Origin of the sequence: Planktothrix sp. FACHB-1365 (assembly GCF_014697575.1) — a bacterium.
In the GTDB taxonomy this organism is placed as follows: domain Bacteria; phylum Cyanobacteriota; class Cyanobacteriia; order Cyanobacteriales; family Microcoleaceae; genus Planktothrix.
In genome coordinates this window covers 24,304-49,368 of record NZ_JACJSC010000043.1, presented here as the reverse complement: position 1 = coordinate 49,368, position 25,065 = coordinate 24,304, and the positions used below count along the sequence as shown (strand labels likewise).

Here is a 25,065-nt window from a genome sequence, read left to right as displayed (position 1 = left end):
ATTAATCAGAAAATCAAGCTAATTAAGAGAAGAGCTTATGGCTTAAATAACTTTGCTAATTTTAGAAGAAGAGTTCTCTTAAATTGGCATTTTTCTCTGAATTTATCATAGTTAGTCTAGAAGAACCCCCTTGGCTTGGGCATTTCGATTATAACTCCATCATGCAATTCGTACCGTACAGTAGAGTTTTCAGGATACCAGTTGATAAACTCATCAAAGCTGTAAAGTTTGGATTCGGTTTGGGTTTGAGTCATCATTTTTTTACACAATTTTGATGGTTTTTTCAAGGCGCTGACGCGCTGTTAAGGGGATAGTTTTAATTTTTATCAATGCAGGGTTCACTGATTAAACTCATTGAAACATTAAGTGTTCTTCCTCCTCACTGGCGTATCATTCCTGTCAATGGTAACAAACAACCATTAGGTTATTCCTGGCAACATCATTATTTCTCTCCCCCATCCCTAAAAACATCCCTGATTCACCAAGGCTCAGTCGCTGTATTCAATAAAAATAACAAATTGTACTCTGTCACTCCCAAGGGGATTGGGTTGCTCTGTGGACAAACTCAATCTGAGTTTTTAGTTGCTATTGATATTGATGGGATGAGTGCAATGGATGTTGTCGAAAAATTGTCTGCGGGTCAAGGATTACCTGTGACTGTCGGTTGGTCTTCGGGGCGGTCGGGGAGGGCGCAATATCTCTTTTCTATTCCCAGTCCAACAACAAGCTTTAAGTCCCGTAAAATCTCCACTGTCTCCGGTGAAGGATTGGAACTAAGGGGAGAGGGGCATCAATCCGTTCTCCCTCCTTCTCCCCATCCCCTTACAGGTTCTTACCACTGGCTTAATCGACCTGATACAACTGAAGTTGCGATCGCACCAGATTGGGTGATTGAGTTACTTTCCCAACCCCAACCGTCTCGAAAATATAAGAGAGTATCAACCTCAAAAATCTCCTCCGTTTCCTTCCCAAGCTGCTCTATAACCGTAGAACAAGCAAAGCTGCTGTTGGAAATTATCCATCCTCGCTATGCTGACGACTATGAATCATGGATATTCATAGGAATGTCACTGAAATATATTAGCGATTCTCTACTTCCTGATTGGGAGGAATGGAGCCAATTAAGCCATAAATATCAACCGGAAGAATGTCAATACAAATGGGAAAGTTTTCGGGGGATTGGAATTACTGAGCGCACCCTACATCACTACGCTAAATATTCGTGAACTGGTTAGCTCATGCTTCTAACATCAACAGAATGGGACAATGTTTATGTTGAATTTAAGCAAGATTTATTCAAGCCCCATTACCTCTGACTGGATTAACTTACTTTCATTAATGCCAAAAACTTCAGAGCCTCAACTATCAATTCCTAACTTTCGAGTCAGCCACGTTTTAGCACCTGTTAAAATTCATCAAGTAACAGAGCCATTCCTCAAAGGAACATTTGTAACCAATGGAAAACACTTTGGTGTTGTCTCACAGGTTATTTCTAACTCCCATTATCCGATCCAAATTTCCTGGTGGGAATCTAATTCTGAGCAAGTTTCTGAAAAATTCTGCTACTCCTGGGATATGTTGCAGACTTTAAAGATTAAACCGCTTGCTTTATTTATTCCTCAAAAAACTTTTTTAATAATTCCAAATGGAACGTTAGCGATAACTGAAACAGATGAGTTAATTCAGCTTTCACAAACTTTATTTTGGCTAAAAAGCGTTGATGAAGCAGGATATCATTTACTTAATCAAAATGAATCTTGGGTTTTTCCCCTTAAGGATTTCCCCGGAATTCCTTATGCTTGTCTGATTGACTTGCCCTCAAAAAATATCCTAGATGCTGCTAAAAATTTAAGTTTAACTGAGTTAAAAGTTTGGGCTAACTTGTGGCTAGATCTCAATAGTCCCCAGAATCTTTTAGAACAACTACACTCATCCCCTAATCTTGCATCTGCTCTCAAAAAAGCTTTCATCCAAAGCAAATATTTACAAGCAGAACAGTTTTTGGGTGAAGATTTACAAACAGCATGGCAAGATGCTTTCTTATCTTACCTAGAGGAAAAAAAACGGACTGTTGGTTTATGGGGTTATCAAGTTAGTTCATCTGTTGTTCAGTCTACACTTAAATCTCGGCTTAACTCTTCCAAAGAATGCAACTATAACTATAACTTTGGGCAAGTTATCGAGTTAAAACTTAACTCTAAAAAACCTGTCATCATTAAATGGGAACCGGATGAAAATAACATTAGCTATGATGACCTAGAGCTTAAAAACAACTCAATTAGTCCTATTCTTCCATTCGTCAAATTATCAGAATAGGTTGGCTATCGAACCAGTACAGATCATAAATTTTATCAAGCAATAGTAGGGTTTTCCTCGAAAGCAGTTGCTCAATCTTGGTGGCGATCGCTCAAGCAAGAACTCGGCTATCTCTCTAACTTAATGCCCAGTTACCACCCCAGTTTTAATCCAATCTCAGAATTAATGCCATCCCTCAAGTATTTCTATTGGGCTGAAAATCCTCACCAAAAAACTCATACAGCCCGTTTAAAGCACTTAAAACAAGTAGCATCTTGGAACTTAAAAAAAGCTTATGAATTTCAAAGATAAATCTCTTCACTCTTGGTATACTACTATCCTTCGAGAGCAAGAAGATACAGCCTACTGCGATCATTTAGCAGTCAATCTGCTGATAGAATTGTGTGATATTGCTTTTCGTACTTCATCAAAACAATCCAAAACTCAGCCCCCTAATTCTTCAATCGTTTTAACCCGTTTAACTACCTTAGCACAGGTTCTCAACGTTTCCTCTTCTGCTATTCAACGCTCGCTAGAACTTTTAGACCAACTTCAGCTAATTTCTGTTTCTTATCCCTTTCAACCTGAAAAGCTGTTAGCTGGAGAAATTCAAATTAAAATTCAATATGAGCAGATTGCTAAATTATCAGAAGCTTCAACCTTGTCTAGTCGCAGAGGCTACATCTATGTTGTTCGTTCAGGAGTTAGTAATTTGTATAAAATTGGTCGAACAACAAACCTCAAAAAGCGACTACAAACTTTACAAACATCCTGTGCAGTCTCGTTAAATGTGGTTAAAACTCTTTTTTGTTCAGATGCGATCGCATTAGAAAAAGCTACCCATACCAAATTTGCCCATTATCGAAAAACAGGAGAATGGTTTGCTCTCAATAATGAACAGTTGAATCAACTCTTAACTTGGCTAGACAACTGGAGATGAAACAGTTTCATATCTCCACTAGAATGCGCTGACGCGCTTAAGTTAAGTGAATTCAAGGTGAAAAATGTCAGATTTGGACAGTCAGTATAATTTTGAAACTAATACAATTACCATTCACATTCAACTCTTACCTCAAACAGAATTGAACCAACCCAGAGTTGCTCTGATCGGTGTGGGAATTTCTAATTCTCCACCCATTCTTTCAAAAACAACCCTTGAGGAATTAAGGTTTCCCGATTTAATCAACTCAATGTTGGTACAATTAGAAAATGAACTTCCCCAAAGAAAAGCAATTGCACTAGAATTACTTGAGAAGCAAACACTTGAAGAATCACAACACAATTACCAGAAACGCTCCGTAGATTCACCCCCTCCACTTTCCTCATCAGTTTCTTCTCAATCTTCATCTCCCAAACATCAACTTACTCTGTTTTAAAACCATGCCTATCTTAATTCTTGAAGGTCAACGAATTCCTTTGTCTCCTGAACAAGCAGCAACAGATGAAACCATTATCAAAACTCTACTTCCATTCTATGCAGATGTTGCTGGAGCTACGCTAACTCGAAAGATGGTAGATGGAGAAGAACACATTGAAATTGTTAAGAAAGTTGGCACTAAGGGAAATGTTGCACTTGTTAACTCTCTTAAAGCAGCACCGGAAGCCATCAACCCCGCTTTGGCTTTAAGTTGGAAACTCAAACAACTCGAACTCCAGGGTCAATTAACGGTAGAAACTTTAATTGAAATAAGGGAAGAAATTGATGCAGCGATCGCTCAAGCAGAAATAGAAATTCACAGTACCTCAAAGACAACCTCTAATTTAATCCATTCCTCACCCCAGCCCTGTTGTTATCCAATTCTATGTTTTTAACTCCTTCATTATCAACAAATGCAATAACTTACTTGCAATCTCTCAAAGTTCCTACGCAAGTTAAGGATGGATTAGATTATTTAGAACAACTTAGGGAAAGCAGTATAATACTTTCCCTTTATAAAATCAACTTTCCCGATAGCTGGAATCATTCAACATCGCCGGTTTTAAGCTTTAATTTTAATTCAGTTCATTCTCTCAGAGAATTAGAATTTTTTGATTTAGTTAATGAACGGCTTTTTCCGATATTTCAAAATGAATTTGAATTAGATGAACGTTGCTCTTTTATTCCTTTTATTCCTCAAAACTTTGATTGGTATTCAATTAGTATAGATGAATTTGAACCCATTGAACAGTTCCTAATTTGCTTATACGACTCTAGTTACCTTCAAACAAGTTGGAAGCAACATTTTGAAATTAATCCCAGTGATGTTTTAACGGTTGAACAAATTGATTGGCAGAAACTTCAATCTCTTTGCCAGACTGTACCAGAACCTTTATCCTATCTCTATGATGTGATGAGTATTATCGATCATAGTACAGGGAATATTTGGCTTGATGCCACCTTAGAAAGTAGTATTTACCTTGAATGGAACCAAGATAACATTGATATCCTAACTCAAGATTGGCAAGAAGCCCTTAAACTAAAAACGGCTTTTTGGGAGTTGAAACAATGGTTACAAACAGAAATTGCTAACCAACTCACGCTTATTAATCTTTGGAATTTAGCCCAAAAAGATGAATCTTTCTCTAACACCGCTTAATCCTCATGCCCTTATTAATTCTCTCAATTCTCAAGTTCTTTGTACCTTAATTATTTTAGAGGGACAATACCTAATTCGATATCAAAAAGACAACCAAACTCTAACCCAGTTTATTTCCAGTGAAGCGGTCAGAAATGCTTTCTCTGAATTACCTATAGATTCAGGATTTCTTTCCCCTGGTATTGTTCGTATTGGCAGCCATCAAAAAGCACAATGGATTGTTAAATTTATTCCCCCTTCTCGTCACAACTTACTAACGTTAGAAAATCATTCTCAATTTCAAATGATTTCGATTCCTTTACCTGGATTAGTTTTAATCGGAGTTAACCATCAATACTATTTATGGGCAATCAAATCTAAACAGTTTGATCCACAAGCTCAAGTTTACAATGCACCTTTTCCCAATATTAATTTTAATGGTCGAATTTGCTTTGGATCTAATCCCGTACCAACTGCCTTGGCAACAACTATTAATGATGTATGGAATCTCTTTATACAGACTCCCTTCAATGGTGATAGTGTATCAGGAAAATCACGGAAATTTCCTCAAGATATAAGGTTGCAATGGGCAAAATTGGTTAATACAAAACATTACCTATTAGGGGACTTAATCGCTATTTCTGATTCCAAGAGTTCCAAGCAAAAAGTCACTATTGCTGAAGTCATTGAATGTCTAATCAAACCCTGACTACTCCACCACTAGCGAATTATTTGATCGCTCAAAATCCAACCCTTCCCCCTTTTAACGCTTTGATGTATGAGTTTATTATGGCAGGCAATGGTGTCATGCTTAGAAGTGTTCGGGAAGGATTAAATGTCATTGCTCCTTTCAGAGCTTGTACAATTCCTGGGTTAGCTTTTGTTCCTCCACAGTTTCATCTTCAATATCCTAAAGTTCCCCAAACTTTATTACAAGAAATTCTGAGACTGTCACAAAATGTAGCGCCTCAAGAAATTCTATTCCATTTGTCTTGGCAAGATTTCCATTGGCAATTAACAGTTCCATTACAAACCCGTGACTTTTTAAGCGTAACTCGTTGGGAAAGTAGCTCAAATATCCTCATCGAAATTCACAGTCATCATGTTATGGAAGCTTCATTTTCTCAAATTGATAATGAAGAAGAATCCGGCTTCAAAATTTATGGAGTTCTCGGTACAATTTTTACTCAACCCACCTTGCGCTTAAGAATTGGAGTTTACCACCAACTCTTCTGGGAAATTCCGAGTCATTGGGTTTTCAATCTTCCCCCTCAAATTTCTGATGCGGTTTTCTAAAATTATGATAGACAATTCTTACTATAATGCACTTCCAATTGCCCTTGCTCCTCATAAACAAATCCAATTTATTCAAGTTGGTTGTGGAGGAACCGGAGGATTTTTAGCCCCAATGCTGGCACGACTCATCTTAGCATTGGAAAAAGGGGGAATAGCGGCTGAAGGTGTGCTTGTAGATTTTGATTCAGTAGAAGCCGTTAATGTTCCACGACAAAACTTTTGTGAAGCTGAAATTGGTTTGAATAAAGCTGATATTTTAGCCGTTCGATATAGTTTAGCTTATGGAGTTAAACTTGGAGCGATCGCAGAACAATTCTCAATTTCAATGATTCAACGTTCTTGGCAAAAACTAATTATTATCATTGGATGCGTTGATAATAGTACCGCAAGAATAGAACTAAGTCAATGTTTAGATTATGAGGGTTACTACTTCAGAGAACCCTTTCCTGAAATTTGGTGGTTAGATTGTGGAAATATGGGTCAAGGCATACCCGCCGGACAAGTCTTAATCGGTTCTACTAACACATTTGATGCTAAAACCGCCTTTAATGACTTTAAAAATCCCTCTTTCTGTATCCATCTTCCTTCTCCTAGTTGGCAACATCCTGAACTGCTTTTACCACAGCCAGAGGAATTCTCTAAAAACCCCATTTCTTGTGCTGAAATCGCTCAAAGAAATGTTCAAAGTTTATTTATTAACCAACGAGTTGCTACTGAAGCAATAGAAATGTTATCCCAACTGGTGTTAACCAAAACCTTACGACGATTTGCTACCTACTTTCATGCAGAAAGTGGTAGTAGTTCTCCTCGTTATACTTCCCAACAAACTTTAATCTCAAAACAGGATTCCTCTAAAGACCTGATTAAGAGCGCGGATGCGCTTTAAATGGGAATAATTTACCTCCTAATGGAAAGTTAATCCATGAGCCACTTTTCAACTGTTAAAACCACTCTATCTCATCGACAATCCCTTCTAAAAGCACTTGAAGTAATTCTCGAAAAAGTGGGAATTAATTCAGAGATTGAAAACCATAATGTTCCGGTTCTGCTTAATAATGATTACGACAAAACCGATGAACAACAAGCTGAGGTTGTCATTCGTCGTAACTTCTTAGAAGGCTTACTAGATCTTGGCTTTCGTTGGCATCCTGAACAAAACAGTTTTGAATCCGTTATTGATCCTTGGGATTTTGAACGCAATTTACTGGGAAAACATTTTAAAACTGTCCAAAATTTCCTAGAAGAACTGCAAATTGCTCATAATACAGCGTTCATTGATATTCACTATCCTGAACATCTCTGGACAAGAGAAACACTGATAACCGGAGATGGAACAACCACTATAACTTTGACTCAAAAAGTAGATGTTTACGCTTAAATAATTTATGTCTCAACCCATCCAAATCCAAATTACTCAAACCAAAGGGCAACCTTTAAAAGTAGAAGTTTTCCATGCCGAAGGAGAAACTTGTACGGCCATTACAGCCCCCCTAAATCAATTAGGATGTTCTCAAACTCAACTCAAACCTGAATACTTTGAACCGACCCTTTCAGTTCAAAAACCAACGGATATTCATTTAGAGTAAGTGAGAAAATCCTTTATTTTTCAACAATTAACTAGGAAGTTAAATCGGGTTATAAAATTTAACTTCCTTTTCCCTTTTAACTTTTTTATCTATGTTTGACACAGAACAACTTATTTTACTGTTCAAAGCAGGAATTGCTACGGTTACAGTGGATACACCTGCTGCTTCTGAACCTGCATTGATTGAAAAAATTGCCCTAGAACTCCGAGAACGATACAGAGTTTTAATCCAATGGGATTGTGGGAACCAATTCCTTAACTTAACTCCCAGAGTTGAGAGAAATCTGATTACTAAAATTGACAAGAGTGCTACCCCCAATGTTAATCAAGAAGTTCATCCTGTTATTACTTTCATTAAACATTTAGAACACCTTATTTCTGAAGATAATCAGCCTACTTTAATTCTCGCTAAAGATTTCCTTGAATTGGTCACTCAAGGCAATTCCCGTTCCGACTGGTTAAGACTTTCCAAAGATCTATTTTTCGCACTTAAGCGTTCGCCCCATCGTTTGATACTGACTCATCATGGGTTAAATATTCCCCATTATTTTCAAGATTTAGTGTGGGAACTATCTAATCCTTTACCCACAGAATTAGAAGTTGAACAGCTTAAGATTAAAAAAATTACTTTTCTATCTGCCAATGCCAGACAAAATAACATTGATTTTGAAGTCAATCTAAGTGAGCAACAACAACGACAATTGACTGGTGCTCTTCAAGGAATGACAACTGAAGGCATTGAAGATGCACTGCAACTGGTGGTAATTACCAACCGAGGCATTACACCCCAAGCGATTACCCAAATTCTGGAAATTAAAAAGCAGCATTTGGCAAGCAAAGGCGTAACTTTTGCCCCATCCCCCGATGTACCTGTGCAAGGTCTTCCTGCCATTAGTCATTGGGCGCAAATGCAACTCCCATTGCTTGATGCTACTTCCCGTGCTACTCATCATCTAGATCAACCTGCTCATGTTCTTTTTATTGGTGTGTCTGGTACAGGTAAATCTTTAGCGGTTAAAGCGATCGCTGCCGAATGGGGAGTTCCTTGTTTAGTGTTAGATCTGGGAAAACTAATGAGTAAAGAACTCGGTAGTAGTGAAGCAAATCTCAGAAGTATTTTGCAACAAGCGGAAGCTTTAGCGCCCTGCTTACTGTGGATTGATGAGATGGATAAACAAGTTTCTCAACAGTCTTCTGAGAGGGACGGGGGAACATCTTCTCGGATGATAGGAACATTATTAACTTGGCTTGAAGAGAACAAAACAGATGTAATTGTTGCTGCAACAGCTAATCGTCCTTGGGGATTTTCTAAAGAAATGCTGCGTCGCTTCAAAGTGTTTTATGTGGATTTACCCAATCTTTCAACAAGAGCAGAAATTTGGCAAGTGCAACTTTCTCATTATCTCATTGAATTAGATTCTAACTGGATTCAACAATTAGCAGAACGCTCTATTTCAATGACGGGTGCAGAAATCCGTAATGTAGTTAAAGAAGCTGCCACAGAAGCATTTGCTTTAGGACATCCTAGAATTGTGAGTGGCGATCGCTTGCTTAATTTAATTAACTCTAAACCTGCACAATTTCGAGGGGATACAGAAGAATTAAATGCTTTGAGAAAGTGGGCTATTAATGGCGGAGGTGAATTAGCATCTCCTGTCAGTTCCTTTAATTCATCTGAATCTTCTGACACCTCACCTAATCCCTCATCCCATCGAGATTTGCATTGGAATTAACGAGTTTTAAAAGTTAAGTGCCAGGATTAAAAACTGGCACTTACAAAGTGATATTAGGAGAGAACTAATAATGCTAACTTGTCGCTACCGATTCAATCGAGCATCTGGAAAAGTGTATCGAGAAAATTCAACAGGTTTAGTAGAACTTTCGGAATCGCTAGATACAATTATTCTTCATGCTACACCTGCGGTTTACGGTCAACCTTTCCCTAACTTAATGGCACAGGACTGGATTAACTTATGTTTTTTAGATCCTCAAATGAACTGGAGTTTTGCTTTACTTAATAGTGGACAATCAGATGCCTTGCGTCCTTTTCTCAATTATCAAATTCAACAAGGACAGAACCTTTTCAATCAATTAACTCGTATTACTTTAATTCCGCAAACCTCCCGCTTAGGTAGGCGTTGGTATACTTATTCATTTGAAGCGCATCCCTTACCCGTGGGAATTAACCTCCTCCAAATACTCCAAAAAAATTCTCATTTTCCTCTCATTGACCCAACCATTGATCTTAGCTTTCCTGAACCTAAATTAGATTTTTTAAACTTTACCAGTCCTCCTCCTCAACTTTCTATCCAATTAGTTGATCAACGAACCCCCTTCTTATCTTGGGATTGATTTCAATGAGTTGGACTTCTACTCTAAACCCTTTTTTATTTTAGTAAACTCACATGATATGGATAACGGCTGAAGATTTATCTCGTCTTGCTGCTTCAAACAATCTTGAGAATATGGAAGCAATAACAGAAGTTAAAACTCATCCAAAAGAAGAACAATTTCGTCTCCTGATGGAACAATCTTTGATGGAACTTCCTATCGCTCCTTTTCTAGCCAACACCCCTCAGTTTAAACAGTGGTTCTCTCAACTACAATTATTAGCTCCTGAAATCTGGAGTAACGAACCCAATACCTGGAAAACCTATGGACAATTGCTTCAATTTCCATATAACAATGTCATTCTTTCTACCAAAATTGACTTACTCATTTATCAGTATCAGCAACTTGAAATTATCAATTGGACAACTCATTGCCCTGAAGATTTAGAAAACGTCCTCACCGATTGGAAGCCTCAACTTGACTTATTCATCCTAGCCAAAACTGAGTCTTATCTGCCTTCTCAAATTCGGATGACTTATTGGTTTCTTCAAGAAGAGAATGATCCCATTAAAGTCAGCCGCTCCTATAGTATGGAAGCTTATCAAGCTTTTCAAGAGCAACTCGAACAAGTTCTTTCTAAAATTTCACCCCCAGACGTGACTAATAGCTTTCCTGTTGAAGATACATTGACTCAATTTTTAACAGGAAAAATATCTATCAAGAATTATCTTGATTCCATTCCAGAAATTGAAATTTAAAAGCCATGAATTCTTCTCATTACCCCTCCTTACCTCGACAAATTGACTTAGGTTCAGGCTTTCATCTCAATGTACTTTCAGATCGAATTGCGACAATAACCGACTCCAAAGGTAACAGAAAGACAACCTACTTCGGTTTTCACACAGAAGAAGACGCCCTTCGATTTAAAATAGCAATTGAACAGCAAGGATTAGGAAGTGCTGCAATTATCAGACCTAGCCAGAGGCTATCAAGGGTTAATTGGGAATGTAAGGTATGGGGGTGTGCTACCCACCTGATTCTGGCTCTGCTTGAACGACAATCAATAGTGGCTCTTAACTCAACAGTATTATCACAGCGCTGACGCGCCATTATCAGATACAATTGAACTACAAAATTCAATCATGAACTCATCAAATAACGACGCTAAACTACAACGGGCTACCGCAAAGCTAATTCGTTTGGTTCGACAAGCGGTTCAGCAAGCTTCGCCTTCAGAGGCTTTAGCCATCTGGAAATTAGTGAAAACTCAGGAAATCCGGCGACAAGCACCAAACCTCGAAGCTAATCAACTGGAGGCTATGTTGGCAATGTTAGCTAAGGATTCTGGTGCTGATATTGTAGAAGCAAGCCTAACTTTTGAAACGACATCCCCTCCTTCTCCACTAACTTTAGACACACAAGAACCTGCATTAGCTTCATCAATAAACCGTAAAGGAAAATAGTAAAAAAATGGCAAATACATCCATTCAACCCATTTCTGAAACGTTAGATGAATTGGGAGAACAGCTTGAACTGCTCAGTCAATATCTGGAATCTGAAAATCCAGAAGACAAAGCGATGGCAGAAGAAATTTATCAACAGTTAGAACCTAAGTTAGAAAAGAAAATTGATGGATATGTCGCTTATATCAATCGTCTAAAAGCTAACCGAGAGTTCCGCCAACTTGAAGCCAAACGAATCTCTAGTTTAGCTAAAAATGATGAAGCCCGGATTATTTGGCTAACAGAAAAGCTATTGGGATTTATGGAACAGAGAATTGAACAACTCGGTGAACAACGAGGACGTAAACTCGAAGGACTCTTGTGTAAAGTTTCCCTTTGTCAAAATGGAGGTCAACCTCAAGTTTGGATTAATTCAGAACTTGCAGTTCAAGATTTTCCGGCTGAATATGTTCTTCAACTTCCCCAATTAAATACACAAAAGCTTAAAGAGGATGTTCTTGCTACTGAATCAGGAGAACTTTGTGATGAGCAGGGTCGTGTGATTGCCAAAGTTTTGCCCAGAGGCAAACATATTCGCCTTGTTTAAGCTAACTGAAATCTTTTCTAATCAGGTTTGTCCAGGCTTTTTCTACCAGTCTGGACAACCGCTAATATTCAAAGCATTTCTTGGAGTGTTCATTTCATCTTTTAACCATGCAAGTGTTTAAACAAGTTTCCTATGTACAAATTCTGAAGGGATGGCAAACTTATGTGTTTCCGGTTTCTGGTGGTTTTTTACGCTATAAGCTGTTGACAACTTCCCAAGAACTAGAGGAAGCCAAAGAGCGCTGCCATCTTGAAGGATGGAAAATAATCGATGCAACTCGACTGGTTAAACGACTCAACAAAATTAGTCGATGAAAACTTAGCGCTGACGCGCCTCTCCTGTGATCTATTGGAGCTTAAATTTAATGCTAAATTCCTCCCAAAATTTCTTTGATTCCCAGGTTCAATCTCCCTTTTTCATTGAAAAAATAACAATCTTGCCATCACCTTTAATCGAAGCCAATGCTAAATTAAGCGACGACGAAGTAAATGGAGACCAAGAAAAAGAGTGGTTTGAACGGTGGGATGCTTCTCACCTCGGTCACAGTGATGTAGATTTGCATTTTTAACCCTTAAGCTATGATTCATCAACAATTAATTTGTGAAGTTTCCTCAACAAGTGTAATTAATTCTTTTTCTAACTCAAGCTGTAAAAGTTTAATAATCTCTGATTCTGAAGAGTATCTGGAACTTAAATTTAATACAGACTCCCTTCAAAAACTTGCTGAAATTATTAGTTACTTGTCTCGACTTCATCAACTGCTCCAAGAAGAAAAAAAGCAAGAAATGATGACTCAGTTAAAATCTCTGAATTTAGCTTTTTCTCTTCCTAATTTTTCGGACATACATCAGGAAAACTCCCAAACAGAACTTCCCTTCTAGTCTAGCAATTTTCCTCTTGTAAAATGCCCTTCGTACACAGCCCTAGTCCTTATTAATTATTTCTGGGAGAACCCGTGAAAAATAAAACGACTCAATCAGAATCAGCAAATTTTTCTGACCCTAATGAAATCATGAATAACACAGAAACTCCCGAACTCGAATTAGAACGAGATGAATTTGCTGACCCTCAGTACCTTGACCCCAATGCTCGGCTGCCACGCATCCAAGCCTTACGAGGCACTACTCCTAAACTGTGTGGTTACTTTATCCCAACCAAACAAATGGCAAAAGCAGGATGGTTGAACTTTGATGAAAAATTACTGACAACCTACACCTTTGAGGTCACAGGAATAGAGGAACAAGGACTTCTCATTTCTGCACCCCGAATGTTGGTCTGTCCTCGAACTTTTACCTTGGCTTATGACCGCAAAGCCACCAAAGAATCAAAACAAATTACGCTTTTGGGACGCTACCTACCTGAACACAAAGAGGATGAAAATATTGGTAATACTCAGTATTTTGAGGTGTTTTTAGTTGATGAAAACAATCGGCCCTTGCATCAAGTTCCCCTATCCTACCGAGCTAGTGGTGCAAACCAAGCTACTTTTGCCACTCATTGGCAAGAGTTTATTGATGAAATGACGGCTTGCCATGCTATCACCAACCGCATTGCGGCTCGAGGTAAAAATAATCTCTTTAAATGCTTGTGTGTATTTTGTTTTACAACAGCACGAGAACTCGCTGGTACGAAACAGAAAAGCCCTGCTTGTAAAGTCATTTCTCATGAAGTTCCTACCCTTGAAACCTGGAAGCAGTATTTTGTTGGATTTAACAAAGAAAACAAACAAAAAGTTTGGGAAGCCTTGCAACCTGCTCAACCTTTACTAATTCCAGAACACCAAGCTAACCCCAATACTCGGCATCAACTTCCCTCAGCATCCTCAGTTCAACATCCCGATTATTAAACACTCCATTTCTTTATCCATCCTTCATGAGTTGGGTGGATAATGTCCCCTCATTAATTACTTCAAAATCACCATGAAATTTTCCTGTCCTGCTAAACAACTCACGACAGCCCTTAATACTGTCATGGGAGCAATACCCACTAAGCCTAATCATCCAATTTTGGCTCATGTTCTTCTGTTAGCAACTCCTCAAACAATAGAAGTTCGAGCGTTTGACCTCAGCTTGGGTATCACTGCCCAATTTAATGCTCCTGTTGAAGTTGAGGGAGCTTCGACTCTCCCTGCTAAACACTTGCTGAATCTGATTGCTAGTTTCCCGAAAGACGAAGAACTATCTTTTGAGGTGGAACTTAATCAAACTGAAGCGATATTAACCAGCGCAGGTAAACGTTATACATTCCGAGGCTTCAAAGCTTCTCAATTTCCTCAGTTACCCACAGAGTTCCCCTTAACAGTCCCAGCAATCCGATTAACTGCTACTGTTCTAGCTCGTGGTTTAAAAACCACTTTATTTGCAGCAACAACCGATGAGATGAAGCCAGTTTTAAGCGGCATTAGATTAACTGTAGAAGCCGACCAAGTGGAGTTCGCCGCCACCAATGGAAAAGTCCTTGCTGTTGTTCAAGATTCTATCCCGACTCATGAAAATAAACAACAATCCGAAACCACCAAAAAACACAAAACTAAACGCAAATCCCTTCCTTCTGCCTCAAGCCAATGGGGAATTACAATCCCCAAAACCGCTTTGAAAGAACTGCAAAAACTCTTAGGAAATCCCACAGATAACTTAACCGATTCTGAAGTGCTACTGCATTTTAATGAAAGCCAAATTCTATTTACCAGTGCTACCTTCAGTTTAGTTTGTCGGGCTTTAACAGGGGATTATCCTGATTATACTCTATTGATTCCTAAACAATGGAGTCATGAAGTTACGGTTAGTTCTCATCAACTTTTAGCAGCCGTTACTCGTCTAGCTACTTTCGATAAGCATAAAATTATTCGCTTAGTTCTTAATCCGACTGAGCAAGTGATCTCTTTATATGGACAAGGACAAGACATTGGTTCAGGGGCAGAATCTCTACCTGCTTTAATTCAAGGTGAGGGTTTGGAAATTGGTTTCGATGCTGATGTTTTGATTCCAGCCCTCAAAGCGATTCCAACTTCTGAGGTACGCTTTTCATTCAATGAAGCCAATACTCCAGCCACACTCAACACAGTTGCTAACTCTCTTGGAACTGCAACAGTTTTGGTGATGCCTGTAGAATTGTGGACTGCAGAACCCCCTTCACTTTCATCGACTTCACAAGCTTTAACAGTATCTTCTGATGAATTTCAATCCATAGATACAGAACCCGAAGAAGCTTTAGAATCTGAGACTGATTCAGAAGATTCTCAACTAGAACTTGCTGCACTACCCATGTAAAACTTTTCTTAATTTCATACCCCCATAAACTCAATTAATGCAAAATAGAAAATTAAACAATACCCCATTTGGGCTGCTATGATTTCTTTTTAATTTGGGCTTTATGGGGGTTTATTAACTTTAGCTTATTTGCACACAATGTATCAGCCTTTTCATCAAAAATATCGCCCCCAATGTTTTGCTGATTTAGTCGGTCAAGAAGCAATTGCAACTGCTTTAAGCAATGGAATTAATTTAGGACGCATTGCTCATGCCTATTTATTCACAGGGCCAAGAGGAACAGGAAAAACATCTTCGGCTCCAATTCTTGCCAAATCTCTCAACTGTCTTAATCATCCAAACCCTACCAGTTCTCCTTGTGGTCAATGTGCCTCTTGTCAAGGCATTACGAGCGGCATTGCCTTAGATGTTTTAGAACTTGATGCTGCTAGCAATAATGGTGTTGAACAAATTCGAGAAATTTGTACAGGGGCGCATTTAACTCCCGTACAAGCTCGCTACAAAATTTATGTCATTGATGAAGTACATGGATTAAGTGGTGCTGCGACTCAAGCTTTATTGAAAACTCTTGAGGAACCTCCCCATAATGTAGTCTTTGTTCTCTGTACGACTGAACCTCAAAAACTCCCGACTACCATTATTTCTCGTTGCCAACGCTATAATTTTCAGCGTATTTCTATTGACGCAATGGTTAACCATTTAAACCAAATTGCCCAATTAGAAGGCTTAGAAATGGATTCACAGGCAAGCCATTTAGTGGCTCAGTTAGCAACTGGAGGATTGCGAGATGCCCTATCCTTATTAGAACAACTAAGCTTGTTAGAATCGGTGATTACTTCTCAATTGGTATGGGAATTAGTGGGTGCAGTGCCACAGCAGGAATTACTATCTTTGGTTGAAGCGATCGCATCGGACTCCGAATTGGATACAATTAATCAAGTGCAAACTTTGCTCAACTTTGGAAAAGAACCATTGGTTATTCTTCAGAATTTAACTCAATTCTATACTCTCTTATTAATCGCTCAAACTGGAAAAATTCCAAGGGAGTTGTCAACAACTGAAGTTGAGCTAGAACAGTTGCAAAAACTGGCAAAGTCTTTGGGTCGCAATGGAATTTTAGCCAGCATTCAACACTTGAGAACTTGCGAATCTCAAATCAAATTTTCAACCCAATCTTGGCTATGGCTTGAGGTGGCTGTATTAGGATTATTACCGAGTTCTCAACCCACCTACTCCCCTGTTAATACACATAGCATCACCTCACCTCCGGCTTCGTTTTCAGGTGTTACAGTTCCTCCTCAACAGGTTTGGCAAACTGTACTGGCTAAAGTTCCACCCTCTTTGAAAGTGCTATTATCTCAACACTGCGCTTTAGCAAATTTCTCTGAAGATAGCGCAACAATCCAAGTCAATAGCACTGCTTTAAAAGCTAGAGTAGATCACCAACGTGCTACTATAGAATCAGCATTTGCGATGGCAACACAGCGAACAATTAAAGTTTCCGTTTTGGCTTAGTTTTTTAGGGAGAAGTTTATTTCCGATCAAGATTTTCTAGCTTCTCCTTTCTTCACCATCTTTCGAGGTTTAAACAATGCACTATCAATATACTTTGTTCTTGCAACCCGAAGAAGAACTTTTACCTCAAATTGTTTTACTTGATCATCCTCAATTTATTCCCCTATTAAAACAATGGGAAAACTCCAGTCAATTTGGGTTTGATATTGAGACTTTTTCCTCCTCAGCAGAGCCTAACGGTGCTTTATTTCCCAATCAAGGAGAAATCCGCATTCTTTCTTTAGCTATTCCAACTTTTAAGGGTATCAAAGTTTTAGTCATTGATTTGGGATTTGATTCCCAACAAAGGAATGAGATTAAACAACAGTTATCTCAATTAGGATTTTGGGAAGTTTTTCAGGAAAGATTAGCGAATCCTCAAGTAGAAGTTGTGGGTCATGCCTTAGAATTTGAGCAACAATGGATGCTCGTCAAATATGGTTATAAAATTCGGGGAATTCAAGATACAAAGTTGATGAGCCAAATCTATTGGGCAGGTCTTGATCCTTGGTTAGATAAAATTAACAATAAACCTCACTCCTTAGCTTCTGTATGTTGGAGGCTCGGCATTACAATTGATAAAACCCAGCAAACATCTGATTGGGGGTGGGGTGATAAAAGTGGTGGAAAATTAAGTCATAATCAACTCAATTATGCGGCTTACGATGCTGAAGTTGTTCTGCACGTTCAGGCGCGGCTTGAACCCTTATTAAAAGAAATCGGGGTTTGGAATTCTTATCTAGCAGAATGCAGCGCTTCTCCCGCTTTTGCACAAATGACTCATCGAGGAATGCCTGTCAATGAGCAAGTTTTAATCGATGTCATTAACCAGTATGAAAGTGCTTATCAAGATTTAATGGAGAAATTGAGAACGACATTTCCTGAAGCAGTTCTTCATCTTTATTCAACTAAAGAGTTACCCAAACTCATTAATAACCAATTTCAGCTTAAAATTTCTCAAGCAAATGCTGATACTTTAAGCCAATATTGGCAAATCCCAGAATTAAGGTTAATTTCAGTGATTAAAACCACAAAAACTTACCTGGATTATCTGTACAATCTTCAAGAAGTATTAACAGAGGGATATGTTAGAGGAAGTTATACCCTAATCAATAGTGCTGCTTTTGGACGCAGCAGTTGCCAGAATCCCAACCTACAAAATCCCCCTAATCCTAGCAACTTACCCTCTGAACTTACTGCTTATAATTTGCCCCCGATTCGTTCTGTTTTTGTTGCTCACCCCCAAACTCAATTAATTATTGCTGACTTATCTAAAGCTCATACCCGAATTGCCTGTGAAGCATCGGGAGATCAAGAATTAATCGAACGATTTCACTCAGAAAGTCAAGAAATTTTCTGTTCAATTGCTGCCAAAATTGCTCAAATCCAAGGATTAGGGAAAGATTGGACAGAAGAAAATATCCAACTTTGGGTTAAAGATAAATCCCACTTGAATCACAAAACGGCTGCAATGTTGCGCTCTATCAGTAAAACCATTCATTATGGTTGTTTAAATCTACAAGGGTATAAAACCTTTCAAAAAACCATCCGAACAGGAGCTAATATTAATTTAACCGATGAGCAAGCTAAAACGAGTCAATTAGGTTGGAAAAAAACCTATGCAGGTGTTGCTAATTTCTGTCAAAAAATTATTCAACAAGCTAACAGCAGTTTGCCTCCTGTTTTAGGAATTGAAGAGATTAAAAGCCGCACCAAATTTGGCTTAGGATATGTCCGTTGTTTAACGGGACGAGGCGTATTTCTGCCTAAATATCCTCAGAAGTTCAGTCAACAGAAAAGCCTTAGTGTAAAAGGGCCTGATGCAACAGCAGCTTATTGGACAATGGCAGAAGCCGATATTATTAAGAACGCTCTGGGTGAGCTTGTAACCGTCTTAGATCAGCATCCCCATTGGCAAGCTCATATTGGCAATATGGCTCATGATGAAATTGATGGAATTGTTAGCACTAATCAAGCTCTAATGTTTGCAACAGCGATTCAAAATGCCATGAGAAATGCCATGAGCCAATTTATTAAGAGTATTCCTGTGGATGAAGGGGAAGAACCGAGTCATTTGATTTATGACTCTTGGGCAGAAAAGTAGTTAACAATTCAGTTATCACTTATCAGTCATTAGGTTACTTTGTTTAACCTAATCAGTATTAATTTTTAGTTGAATTACTGATTTTTAGAAAAGGAGATTTTTGCCATGCCAGTTTATCTGTACTGGGGAAATGATGATTATCTGATAGAGCGTCATATTAATCAATTACGCAGAAGGATTGTTCATCCGGGCTGGGAAGCTTTCAATTTTTTCAGTTATCCGTTTAGTGCAGATCACTTTAAAGTCGCTCTTAATGATATCCGCACTGCACCCGTTGGGACTGGTGGACGCTTAGTAATTCTTTCCAACTGGACTGAATTAAAAACAATTAATAACGCACTTTTAGAACAGTTTAAGCACATTTTGAACAATCTACCGACAAGCAATCATTTATTATTCACTTGTCTAGGTTCATTAGATCAACGGCTTAAATTTACTAAACTACTTTGCCAATATGCTACAGTTCAAGAATTCTCTTTAATTCCATCTTGGAATACCCAAAAGCTAACAGAACAGGTTAAGAATGCTGCATCAAGTATGGATATTTCTTTATCTCATTCTGCTGCTGCGCTCTTAGCATCTGCTGTGGGAAATAATACTCGCCTATTATACCAGGAATTAGAAAAACTTTCGTTAGTTACAGTAGACCAATTCATTGATATTCACACTGTAGAAACTTGGGTTAGTATTACAACCACAAATACCTTCCAACTTGCTCAAGCTATCTGTGTGAAAGATGCCAACAGAGCTACACAGGTTTTTACAACGCTTCTGAATCATAATGAACCCATTCTTAAGATTATTGCGACTCTAAGCAGCCTATTCCGCACTTGGTTAGCCGTTAAAGTCATGGTTGATGAAGGTGAAACGGATTCTCGTGCTATTGCTGCTGTTGCCGGAGTGAGTAATCCTAATCGAGTTTACCACCTCAAACAAGAAGTTGCTTCTATTTCTTTAACTCGGCTGCAACATATTCTGACTCAATTATTAGACTTAGAAATTCTTGCTAAAACCCATGAGGATGCCACACTATGTACGAGCCAAATTATCAATCTTTGTCATTGATTAACTTTCCCAAATTTTCACCTTGTTCTGAAACCTCTCATCTCAATAATATTAGAAGCCAATCAATCCCCACTCAACTCCTCCAAAAAGCAATTGAAATTAATCAAGTTCCTACTGCATTTCTATTTACTGGCTCTAATGATCTGGAAAAGCGACAAGTCCTCAAGTATTTTCTCCCCCTGTTGCTACATCATTCTCAGAATTCAGAAGCCGTAGAAAATTGCAGGTCTCTAATTGAGGTAGGAAATCACCCCGATATTTTATGGATAGAACCGAGTTACCTTCATCAAGGTAATTTGATCTTAAAGAGTAGTGCTTGCCAAGAACAACTAACATTTAAACAGTTGCCTCAAATTCGCATTGAGCAAATTCGAGAAATCAATCAATTTTTAGCTTATCCTCCCTTGATCGCTTCTATTAAAGTTATCATCATTGAAGATGCACAATTGATGAATAATAATGCGGCTCATGGGTTACTCAAAAGACTTGAAGAACCCGGAAAAGCTACGTTTATTTTATTGACTTCTCATGCTGAACTTCTCCTACCTACAATCTGTTCACGTTGCCAAATTATCCCGTTTAGAAGTTTAAGCTTGTCAGAAATGAGCGAAATCTTGCAGATGAATGGATTTTCTCAAATTTGTGAACACCCTAATATCCTCCAAATGGCACAAGGCAGTCCAACTCAGGCTTGTGAAATTTGGAATGCAATCATTAAAATTCAAGAAATTGACTCAACTTTACTGCAAATTTCTTTCTTTGATCAAAAACTGTCTAAGCTTCTTCTGGCTGCTAAAATAGTTAGCCAATCCTTAGATTATTCATCCCAAAAGTTGCTATTAAGTTATTGGCAATATCAATTTTGGACGACTCAGCGTAATCGAAACAAAATCGAGATTTTGGAGTCTGCTAAACAAACACTTAATCGTGCTTCTAATCAGTTAGTTTGGGAAGTTTGCTTATTGAAATTAGCCGAGCAATCAGGAAAGGCTGATGCCTTTCTATAAAGACAAGTATCAGTTGAAGATAACACGATGAACCATTCTACCACTTTATATACTCAGAAAGTTTCTCTAAGTGACCTCAATGTTTTAGCTTTTCAACTTAGAGAAGCCGGAGCTAAGTTTCGCTCTACCATTCATAAGCAAGAAGCCACAATTGTTTTCTCGGCTTTACCAACATCTGCTTTATCCATTTTAGGGAAAAACCAAGAAGCTAACACGAATGAAGACACTTTACTCCCTGAACAAATTTCTGCATCAACGCCAGAAAAGTGTTTTAAATCTGACCCTGAAGAAACAACTGTTATCAATGGATTTGAAAGGGAAAATTCAGATGATTTCATAACTTTAAAAAGCGATGAAGCTTTGCAGGATATCAAAGAATCTGTAGAGCCTACTCCAGAACCTTTTTCCAATGAATATGAGGTGACTTACCCCTTAGAAACGGAGAAACAACTGTTGAAATTGAGTAAAACAAAACTCAAAAAGTTAGCGCATCAATACAATATTGAAGGTCGAAGTAAATTAGACCATCATCAATTAGTGAGTGCCTTAGCTCATCTAGTCCCACTCAACAAATTATAAGGGATTAAGCTCAAAACTCATCATGAAATTCCCAAAGATTGATGAAGGCGCTGTCGCGCTATTTTCAAGAGATTTCACGAGGAAAACATCATGTCAGATAATCTCAATGTTATTAACTTAGTTGGTCGTGTAGGTCAACAACCAGAAACTCAATATTTCGAGAGCGGTGCTGTTTTAACTAAGCTGTCTCTTGCTGTTAATCGACGCAGTAATAAAAAAGACAGCGAGCCGGATTGGTTTGCGCTGGAAATTTGGGGAAATATTGCTGAAGTAGCTGCTAATTATACAGATAAAGGCAGTTTAATTGGAATTCAAGGAGAACTCAAACTGGATGAATGGATTGAACAAACTACGGGTCAACAATTTGAAACAGCTTCCACCAGAGGCAATTGCAACAATTCAACGGATAATTCAGCTTAATGCTATTATCTTGATTGGGGATTGTTATGGTACAGATTTCCTAGTACAAACTTACCTAAAACAAGCGGGTTATCATCAAGTTAAAGTTTTTCATATTGGTAAGTCTCCTAGAAATAATGCAGGGTTTGCTACTGTACAAATCAAAGGTTCTTACAGTGAACGCGATCGCATTATGTGTTCACAGGCAGATTTTGGTTTAGCTATTATTCAAAATAATTCCCCAGGAACTCTCAAAAATATTCAACGAATGCCCCATCGAGTAAAGATTATTAGGGTTCCTGTTAATTTCTCTTAAATTTAAGGAAGTCCACCTAGTATTAGTAAGACTTCCTTAAAAAATCAAGAATGAGAATCAGGTTTAAGCTGCCATTTAGGATGCTTAATAGAATTCATTTTTTCAGTCGATAAGACCTGATTAGATTCCATAGAATAGCCCCGTCGTTTTAGTTCACTTTGAATCTGGTAAAGTTCAAATTGGCACTCCTCAATCATAGCTTTGATCTCGTCATTAATGGCAGTTTCCCAAGCTTCTCGACTAACTAACTCCACCGGACTTTGATTTAACTGCCGTCTTTTCTCCTGAATTGCTTTTTGCCCTTGTTTCAAGACTTGATTATATTGATGAATTAGCAGTTCTATCCAAACTTGATTTTCTTTTTGATTGCGTTGTTCAGGGGTAGATTTAGGATGATCTAACACATACTTAGTTAGTTCTTCTAAGACCCAAAACTCGCGGCTGGCGTGTTTAATTCCATCGGGGTTTTCTTGATGACGTTGTTGATAATAATCATCAAACTTTTGGGAAATTTGCCGTTTATATTCAGGATAACGGATGATTTTTCCTGTATAAAATCCTGTCATTATTGTTAAAATGATTCCGAGTAAGGGGACAATATAGATAATCCATTCGGTATCTTCTCCTTGAAACCGCACATAAAATAGAGTGGCTGCATATTCAACAATTAAAAGCCCAGTGGCAAAAACAACAAAGACTTTCGTTTTTTGATGTAAATAGTCTTTCAAAACTGCATTAAAGACCATTTTTTCTGCTTCTGCGCGGACTGCAATTAGTTGATTTTTGGTGTTTCTTTTTTTTGCTTCTATTTGCTCTTGATCATGGCGAATATCCCGTTTAATACTGGAAATTGCCACATCATAAGCAATAGCCCATTCTGTAAAATAAACGAGAGGAAAACTAACTGCGATCGCGATAACCCAGCGCCATTCACCAGGAAACCCACCTAATGCAGCAAAGGGCCCACGACTATTCATTAATGCAGCAATTGTGATACAGAAAAGAACGATAAATTTGTGTAAGTTCATAGGATAATTTTCCTCACAAAGTAAGATGAATTGAAGATTTAGGAAAGTGTGCTAAGGTAGCATTGAATAGGAAATAGCAACACTTTCCTAACAAAGTTTAATTGTTCGACTGGGAAGGATAGTTAACTTGATACCGTCGCTTCATTTCTAAGGCATACTTTAACGGGGCTAAAATCGTCAAATTTTTGCTGAGACGCTCGTAAAGAGGGAATATTTCTGGGAGTTTTTCGGGTAACACACTTTCAGCAATAAACTCCTGTAAGATTACGGGTTCATCAAATTTAGAAGTCATAGTTTTACTCCTGGTTAGAACGAAGATTGAGAATAGAATCTTTTACGCAGTGCCGAATATTTTGGTTGCAAAATTCAGTGTTTTGAACATCTTTTAGGGTTTCCCAAAGATTAGAATTGAATTCTGTATTGCCATCATTGGTACTGCCAACCACTAATAACGTGCCGTTGCGGGAAGACACTTTTTTGGCTAAATTCGTTAAGGTTTCTGGGCAGAAGTCTTCCCTTTCATTTGCTTGAACTTGTAGTACAACTAAGGGGATAGTTTCAGAGTGGCGATCTATCATTTCTCCACTTAAATTAATCGCATCACAGACAAAAGTACCTTGACCTTTTGATTGAACAGGTTTTTGATGGCATAAAGCGTATAATTGCTCCTGATCTTTAACCACAGAAGGATCTGTAGCTGTTAAATTTTCACTGACTTGAATTAAAGCTTGTTTATCGCCTGGTTTACTGGCATCAGCGATCGCAAAGCAAGCATCCTTCAAAGCTTTAGTTTGTTCAGGATTATTTAACGCAGAGGCAGAAACATCTGAGATACGAATGAGTAATAATTTTGACTGTTTTTGACAGCCCCCCAAGACGGACACTAGAAATAAGAAAGCCACCACTAAAATAACTAACGATACGATATCAAAATCTCCCCAGATATCGTCCCGTTTTTTAGTAAAACGCGTTTTACATTCAGTGCAAAATGCTTCAAAATCTTTATCCGGGTGACTGACAATGTTGCAAATTTTTTTACCTTTTCTATCTCTGATACAATCCATGTTACTCCTCCTGGTGAACAGAAAATGCAAATATATGAGTCGGCTGTGCGAGTTTGAGATAATCCTGAGTGTGGATAATTAGAGATTGGGTTAAACTCGCTGCATTGAAGCCGATCTTTTCATGGTCTAACAAAGCAGAATCGACAAATAGATGATTGAGAGTGTCAAAAATCGGGTGAGCAAAGGGAGGAATTGAACCAGGAACTAAACCTTCCGTTAAATCAGCTAACTCCTCTGTTGTGGCAAACCGAAAAGACTTGATTTCGGCTTTAAAATACTGTTTCAATACAGAAGAATCCAGCTTTCTTGTTCCTGGTAAAACCAACAGATTAAATTCACTCCCTGATCCTTTTCGATCCATCTTGATCACAAGAGCTTTCGCACCAATAACATCGTCTCCCCCTGCCTTAATACGAGCTTCTCGGCTTTCTTTCGAGGTTTTGCATTCAGGATGGGTTAAATATTGATATTTAACCTGATTTTCCAGTAAGTAATTGAGCAATTTTTGGGTGTGTTCCATTGTATTTTCTTTCCTAATTAGAGTTAACCTATTCCCCCCTTTTTTTAGG

General features: G+C 38.2%; 34 protein-coding genes and 1 pseudogene. 30 read left to right on the top strand and 5 right to left on the bottom strand.

Annotation, left to right across the window (positions count from 1 at the left end; genetic code table 11):
* Positions 1 to 111 carry a transposase gene (locus tag H6G57_RS26920; protein ID WP_375539552.1) on the top strand — a complete coding sequence of 37 codons (111 nt, stop codon included), beginning with the start codon at positions 1 to 3 and terminating at the stop codon, positions 109 to 111.
* Between the two features lie 14 nt (positions 112 to 125).
* Here the strand turns inward: H6G57_RS26920 and H6G57_RS26915 are convergent.
* Positions 126 to 254: pseudogene (locus H6G57_RS26915) on the bottom strand (Uma2 family endonuclease); the annotation flags it as partial.
* A gap of 75 nt (positions 255 to 329) precedes the next feature.
* Between H6G57_RS26915 and H6G57_RS26910 the strand changes: the two are divergent.
* The 29 genes from H6G57_RS26910 to H6G57_RS26775 all read left to right on the top strand — a co-directional run bounded on the left by H6G57_RS26910 (position 330) and on the right by H6G57_RS26775 (position 22,404).
* Positions 330 to 1,226: a bifunctional DNA primase/polymerase gene (locus H6G57_RS26910; RefSeq protein ID WP_190524595.1), complete on the top strand. Its 897-nt coding sequence runs from the start codon at positions 330 to 332 to the stop codon at positions 1,224 to 1,226.
* A 112-nt stretch (positions 1,227 to 1,338) separates the two neighbouring features.
* Positions 1,339 to 2,316, top strand: coding sequence for a hypothetical protein (locus tag H6G57_RS26905; protein ID WP_190524593.1), 978 nt, complete (start codon positions 1,339 to 1,341; stop codon positions 2,314 to 2,316).
* Positions 2,317 to 2,439: 123 nt separating this feature from the next.
* The gene (locus H6G57_RS28805; protein WP_206756704.1) at positions 2,440 to 2,607 is read left to right on the top strand and encodes a hypothetical protein; all 168 of its coding nucleotides are present in this window, start codon (positions 2,440 to 2,442) and stop codon (positions 2,605 to 2,607) included.
* A complete protein-coding gene (locus H6G57_RS26900) occupies positions 2,591 to 3,235 on the top strand; it encodes a GIY-YIG nuclease family protein (protein WP_190524591.1) in 645 nt (214 codons plus the stop codon). The genes H6G57_RS28805 and H6G57_RS26900 overlap by 17 nt, the downstream gene beginning before the upstream one ends.
* 64 nt (positions 3,236 to 3,299) lie before the next feature.
* The gene (locus H6G57_RS26895) at positions 3,300 to 3,671 is read left to right on the top strand and encodes a hypothetical protein (RefSeq protein WP_190524589.1); all 372 of its coding nucleotides are present in this window, start codon (positions 3,300 to 3,302) and stop codon (positions 3,669 to 3,671) included.
* A 4-nt stretch (positions 3,672 to 3,675) separates the two neighbouring features.
* Positions 3,676 to 4,107 carry a hypothetical protein gene (locus H6G57_RS26890; protein WP_190524587.1) on the top strand — a complete coding sequence of 144 codons (432 nt, stop codon included), beginning with the start codon at positions 3,676 to 3,678 and terminating at the stop codon, positions 4,105 to 4,107.
* Positions 4,098 to 4,871, top strand: coding sequence for a hypothetical protein (locus tag H6G57_RS26885; RefSeq protein WP_190524585.1), 774 nt, complete (start codon positions 4,098 to 4,100; stop codon positions 4,869 to 4,871). The genes H6G57_RS26890 and H6G57_RS26885 overlap by 10 nt, the downstream gene beginning before the upstream one ends.
* Positions 4,846 to 5,559 carry a hypothetical protein gene (locus tag H6G57_RS26880; protein ID WP_190524583.1) on the top strand — a complete coding sequence of 238 codons (714 nt, stop codon included), beginning with the start codon at positions 4,846 to 4,848 and terminating at the stop codon, positions 5,557 to 5,559. The genes H6G57_RS26885 and H6G57_RS26880 overlap by 26 nt, the downstream gene beginning before the upstream one ends.
* On the top strand, positions 5,541 to 6,146 hold the full coding sequence (locus H6G57_RS26875; protein WP_190524581.1) for a hypothetical protein: 606 nt from the start codon (positions 5,541 to 5,543) through the stop codon (positions 6,144 to 6,146). The genes H6G57_RS26880 and H6G57_RS26875 overlap by 19 nt, the downstream gene beginning before the upstream one ends.
* Positions 6,147 to 6,150: 4 nt before the next feature.
* The gene (locus tag H6G57_RS26870) at positions 6,151 to 7,032 is read left to right on the top strand and encodes a ThiF family adenylyltransferase (protein WP_190524580.1); all 882 of its coding nucleotides are present in this window, start codon (positions 6,151 to 6,153) and stop codon (positions 7,030 to 7,032) included.
* 36 nt (positions 7,033 to 7,068) lie between these two features.
* The gene (locus H6G57_RS26865) at positions 7,069 to 7,524 is read left to right on the top strand and encodes a DUF1257 domain-containing protein (RefSeq protein WP_190524578.1); all 456 of its coding nucleotides are present in this window, start codon (positions 7,069 to 7,071) and stop codon (positions 7,522 to 7,524) included.
* Between the two features lie 7 nt (positions 7,525 to 7,531).
* Complete coding sequence (locus H6G57_RS26860; RefSeq protein ID WP_190524576.1) at positions 7,532 to 7,732, top strand: hypothetical protein; 201 nt, start codon at positions 7,532 to 7,534, stop codon at positions 7,730 to 7,732.
* A 91-nt stretch (positions 7,733 to 7,823) separates the two neighbouring features.
* A complete protein-coding gene (locus tag H6G57_RS26855; protein WP_190524571.1) occupies positions 7,824 to 9,464 on the top strand; it encodes an AAA family ATPase in 1,641 nt (546 codons plus the stop codon).
* 70 nt (positions 9,465 to 9,534) lie between these two features.
* Complete coding sequence (locus tag H6G57_RS26850; RefSeq protein ID WP_190524568.1) at positions 9,535 to 10,083, top strand: hypothetical protein; 549 nt, start codon at positions 9,535 to 9,537, stop codon at positions 10,081 to 10,083.
* A 53-nt stretch (positions 10,084 to 10,136) separates the two neighbouring features.
* Entirely contained in the window at positions 10,137 to 10,820 is a 684-nt protein-coding gene (locus tag H6G57_RS26845) for a PD-(D/E)XK nuclease family protein (RefSeq protein ID WP_190524565.1), read from the top strand.
* A gap of 384 nt (positions 10,821 to 11,204) precedes the next feature.
* Positions 11,205 to 11,525 carry a hypothetical protein gene (locus tag H6G57_RS26840; protein WP_190524562.1) on the top strand — a complete coding sequence of 107 codons (321 nt, stop codon included), beginning with the start codon at positions 11,205 to 11,207 and terminating at the stop codon, positions 11,523 to 11,525.
* Between the two features lie 7 nt (positions 11,526 to 11,532).
* Entirely contained in the window at positions 11,533 to 12,111 is a 579-nt protein-coding gene (locus tag H6G57_RS26835) for a siphovirus Gp157 family protein (protein ID WP_190524559.1), read from the top strand.
* 107 nt (positions 12,112 to 12,218) lie between these two features.
* Positions 12,219 to 12,425 carry a hypothetical protein gene (locus tag H6G57_RS26830; protein WP_190524556.1) on the top strand — a complete coding sequence of 69 codons (207 nt, stop codon included), beginning with the start codon at positions 12,219 to 12,221 and terminating at the stop codon, positions 12,423 to 12,425.
* Positions 12,426 to 12,475: 50 nt separating this feature from the next.
* Positions 12,476 to 12,679, top strand: a complete 204-nt coding sequence (locus tag H6G57_RS26825; RefSeq protein WP_190524553.1) for a hypothetical protein — start codon at positions 12,476 to 12,478, stop codon at positions 12,677 to 12,679.
* 10 nt (positions 12,680 to 12,689) lie between these two features.
* Entirely contained in the window at positions 12,690 to 12,992 is a 303-nt protein-coding gene (locus H6G57_RS26820; protein ID WP_190524550.1) for a hypothetical protein, read from the top strand.
* A 131-nt stretch (positions 12,993 to 13,123) separates the two neighbouring features.
* On the top strand, positions 13,124 to 13,957 hold the full coding sequence (locus H6G57_RS26815) for a DUF5895 domain-containing protein (RefSeq protein ID WP_190524547.1): 834 nt from the start codon (positions 13,124 to 13,126) through the stop codon (positions 13,955 to 13,957).
* Positions 13,958 to 14,030: 73 nt separating this feature from the next.
* Entirely contained in the window at positions 14,031 to 15,380 is a 1,350-nt protein-coding gene (gene dnaN / locus H6G57_RS26810) for a DNA polymerase III subunit beta (protein WP_190524544.1), read from the top strand.
* Between the two features lie 138 nt (positions 15,381 to 15,518).
* Positions 15,519 to 16,895, top strand: coding sequence for a DNA polymerase III subunit gamma/tau (gene dnaX, locus H6G57_RS26805; RefSeq protein ID WP_190524541.1), 1,377 nt, complete (start codon positions 15,519 to 15,521; stop codon positions 16,893 to 16,895).
* Positions 16,896 to 16,971: 76 nt separating this feature from the next.
* The gene (locus H6G57_RS26800) at positions 16,972 to 19,038 is read left to right on the top strand and encodes a DNA polymerase (protein WP_190524538.1); all 2,067 of its coding nucleotides are present in this window, start codon (positions 16,972 to 16,974) and stop codon (positions 19,036 to 19,038) included.
* Positions 19,039 to 19,143: 105 nt separating this feature from the next.
* Positions 19,144 to 20,103, top strand: a complete 960-nt coding sequence (holA, locus tag H6G57_RS26795) for a DNA polymerase III subunit delta (protein ID WP_190524535.1) — start codon at positions 19,144 to 19,146, stop codon at positions 20,101 to 20,103.
* On the top strand, positions 20,070 to 21,110 hold the full coding sequence (locus H6G57_RS26790; RefSeq protein WP_190524532.1) for a DNA polymerase III subunit delta': 1,041 nt from the start codon (positions 20,070 to 20,072) through the stop codon (positions 21,108 to 21,110). Before holA ends, H6G57_RS26790 begins: the two co-directional genes overlap by 34 nt.
* Positions 21,111 to 21,137: 27 nt before the next feature.
* The gene (locus H6G57_RS26785; RefSeq protein WP_190524530.1) at positions 21,138 to 21,689 is read left to right on the top strand and encodes a hypothetical protein; all 552 of its coding nucleotides are present in this window, start codon (positions 21,138 to 21,140) and stop codon (positions 21,687 to 21,689) included.
* A gap of 90 nt (positions 21,690 to 21,779) precedes the next feature.
* Complete coding sequence (gene ssb / locus H6G57_RS26780) at positions 21,780 to 22,109, top strand: single-stranded DNA-binding protein (protein ID WP_190524527.1); 330 nt, start codon at positions 21,780 to 21,782, stop codon at positions 22,107 to 22,109.
* Positions 22,054 to 22,404: a hypothetical protein gene (locus tag H6G57_RS26775; protein ID WP_190524523.1), complete on the top strand. Its 351-nt coding sequence runs from the start codon at positions 22,054 to 22,056 to the stop codon at positions 22,402 to 22,404. The genes ssb and H6G57_RS26775 overlap by 56 nt, the downstream gene beginning before the upstream one ends.
* A gap of 44 nt (positions 22,405 to 22,448) precedes the next feature.
* On the opposite strand, the gene H6G57_RS26770 is transcribed toward H6G57_RS26775, so the two are convergent.
* From H6G57_RS26770 to H6G57_RS26755, 4 genes are all read right to left on the bottom strand, one after another.
* Entirely contained in the window at positions 22,449 to 23,432 is a 984-nt protein-coding gene (locus H6G57_RS26770; RefSeq protein WP_190524520.1) for a hypothetical protein, read from the bottom strand.
* A gap of 97 nt (positions 23,433 to 23,529) precedes the next feature.
* Positions 23,530 to 23,724, bottom strand: a complete 195-nt coding sequence (locus H6G57_RS26765; protein WP_190524517.1) for a hypothetical protein — start codon at positions 23,722 to 23,724, stop codon at positions 23,530 to 23,532.
* A gap of 4 nt (positions 23,725 to 23,728) precedes the next feature.
* Complete coding sequence (locus tag H6G57_RS26760; protein ID WP_190524514.1) at positions 23,729 to 24,496, bottom strand: hypothetical protein; 768 nt, start codon at positions 24,494 to 24,496, stop codon at positions 23,729 to 23,731.
* Position 24,497: 1 nt separating this feature from the next.
* Positions 24,498 to 25,016 carry a YbaK/EbsC family protein gene (locus H6G57_RS26755; protein ID WP_190524511.1) on the bottom strand — a complete coding sequence of 173 codons (519 nt, stop codon included), beginning with the start codon at positions 25,014 to 25,016 and terminating at the stop codon, positions 24,498 to 24,500.
* Positions 25,017 to 25,065: the final 49 nt, after the last annotated feature.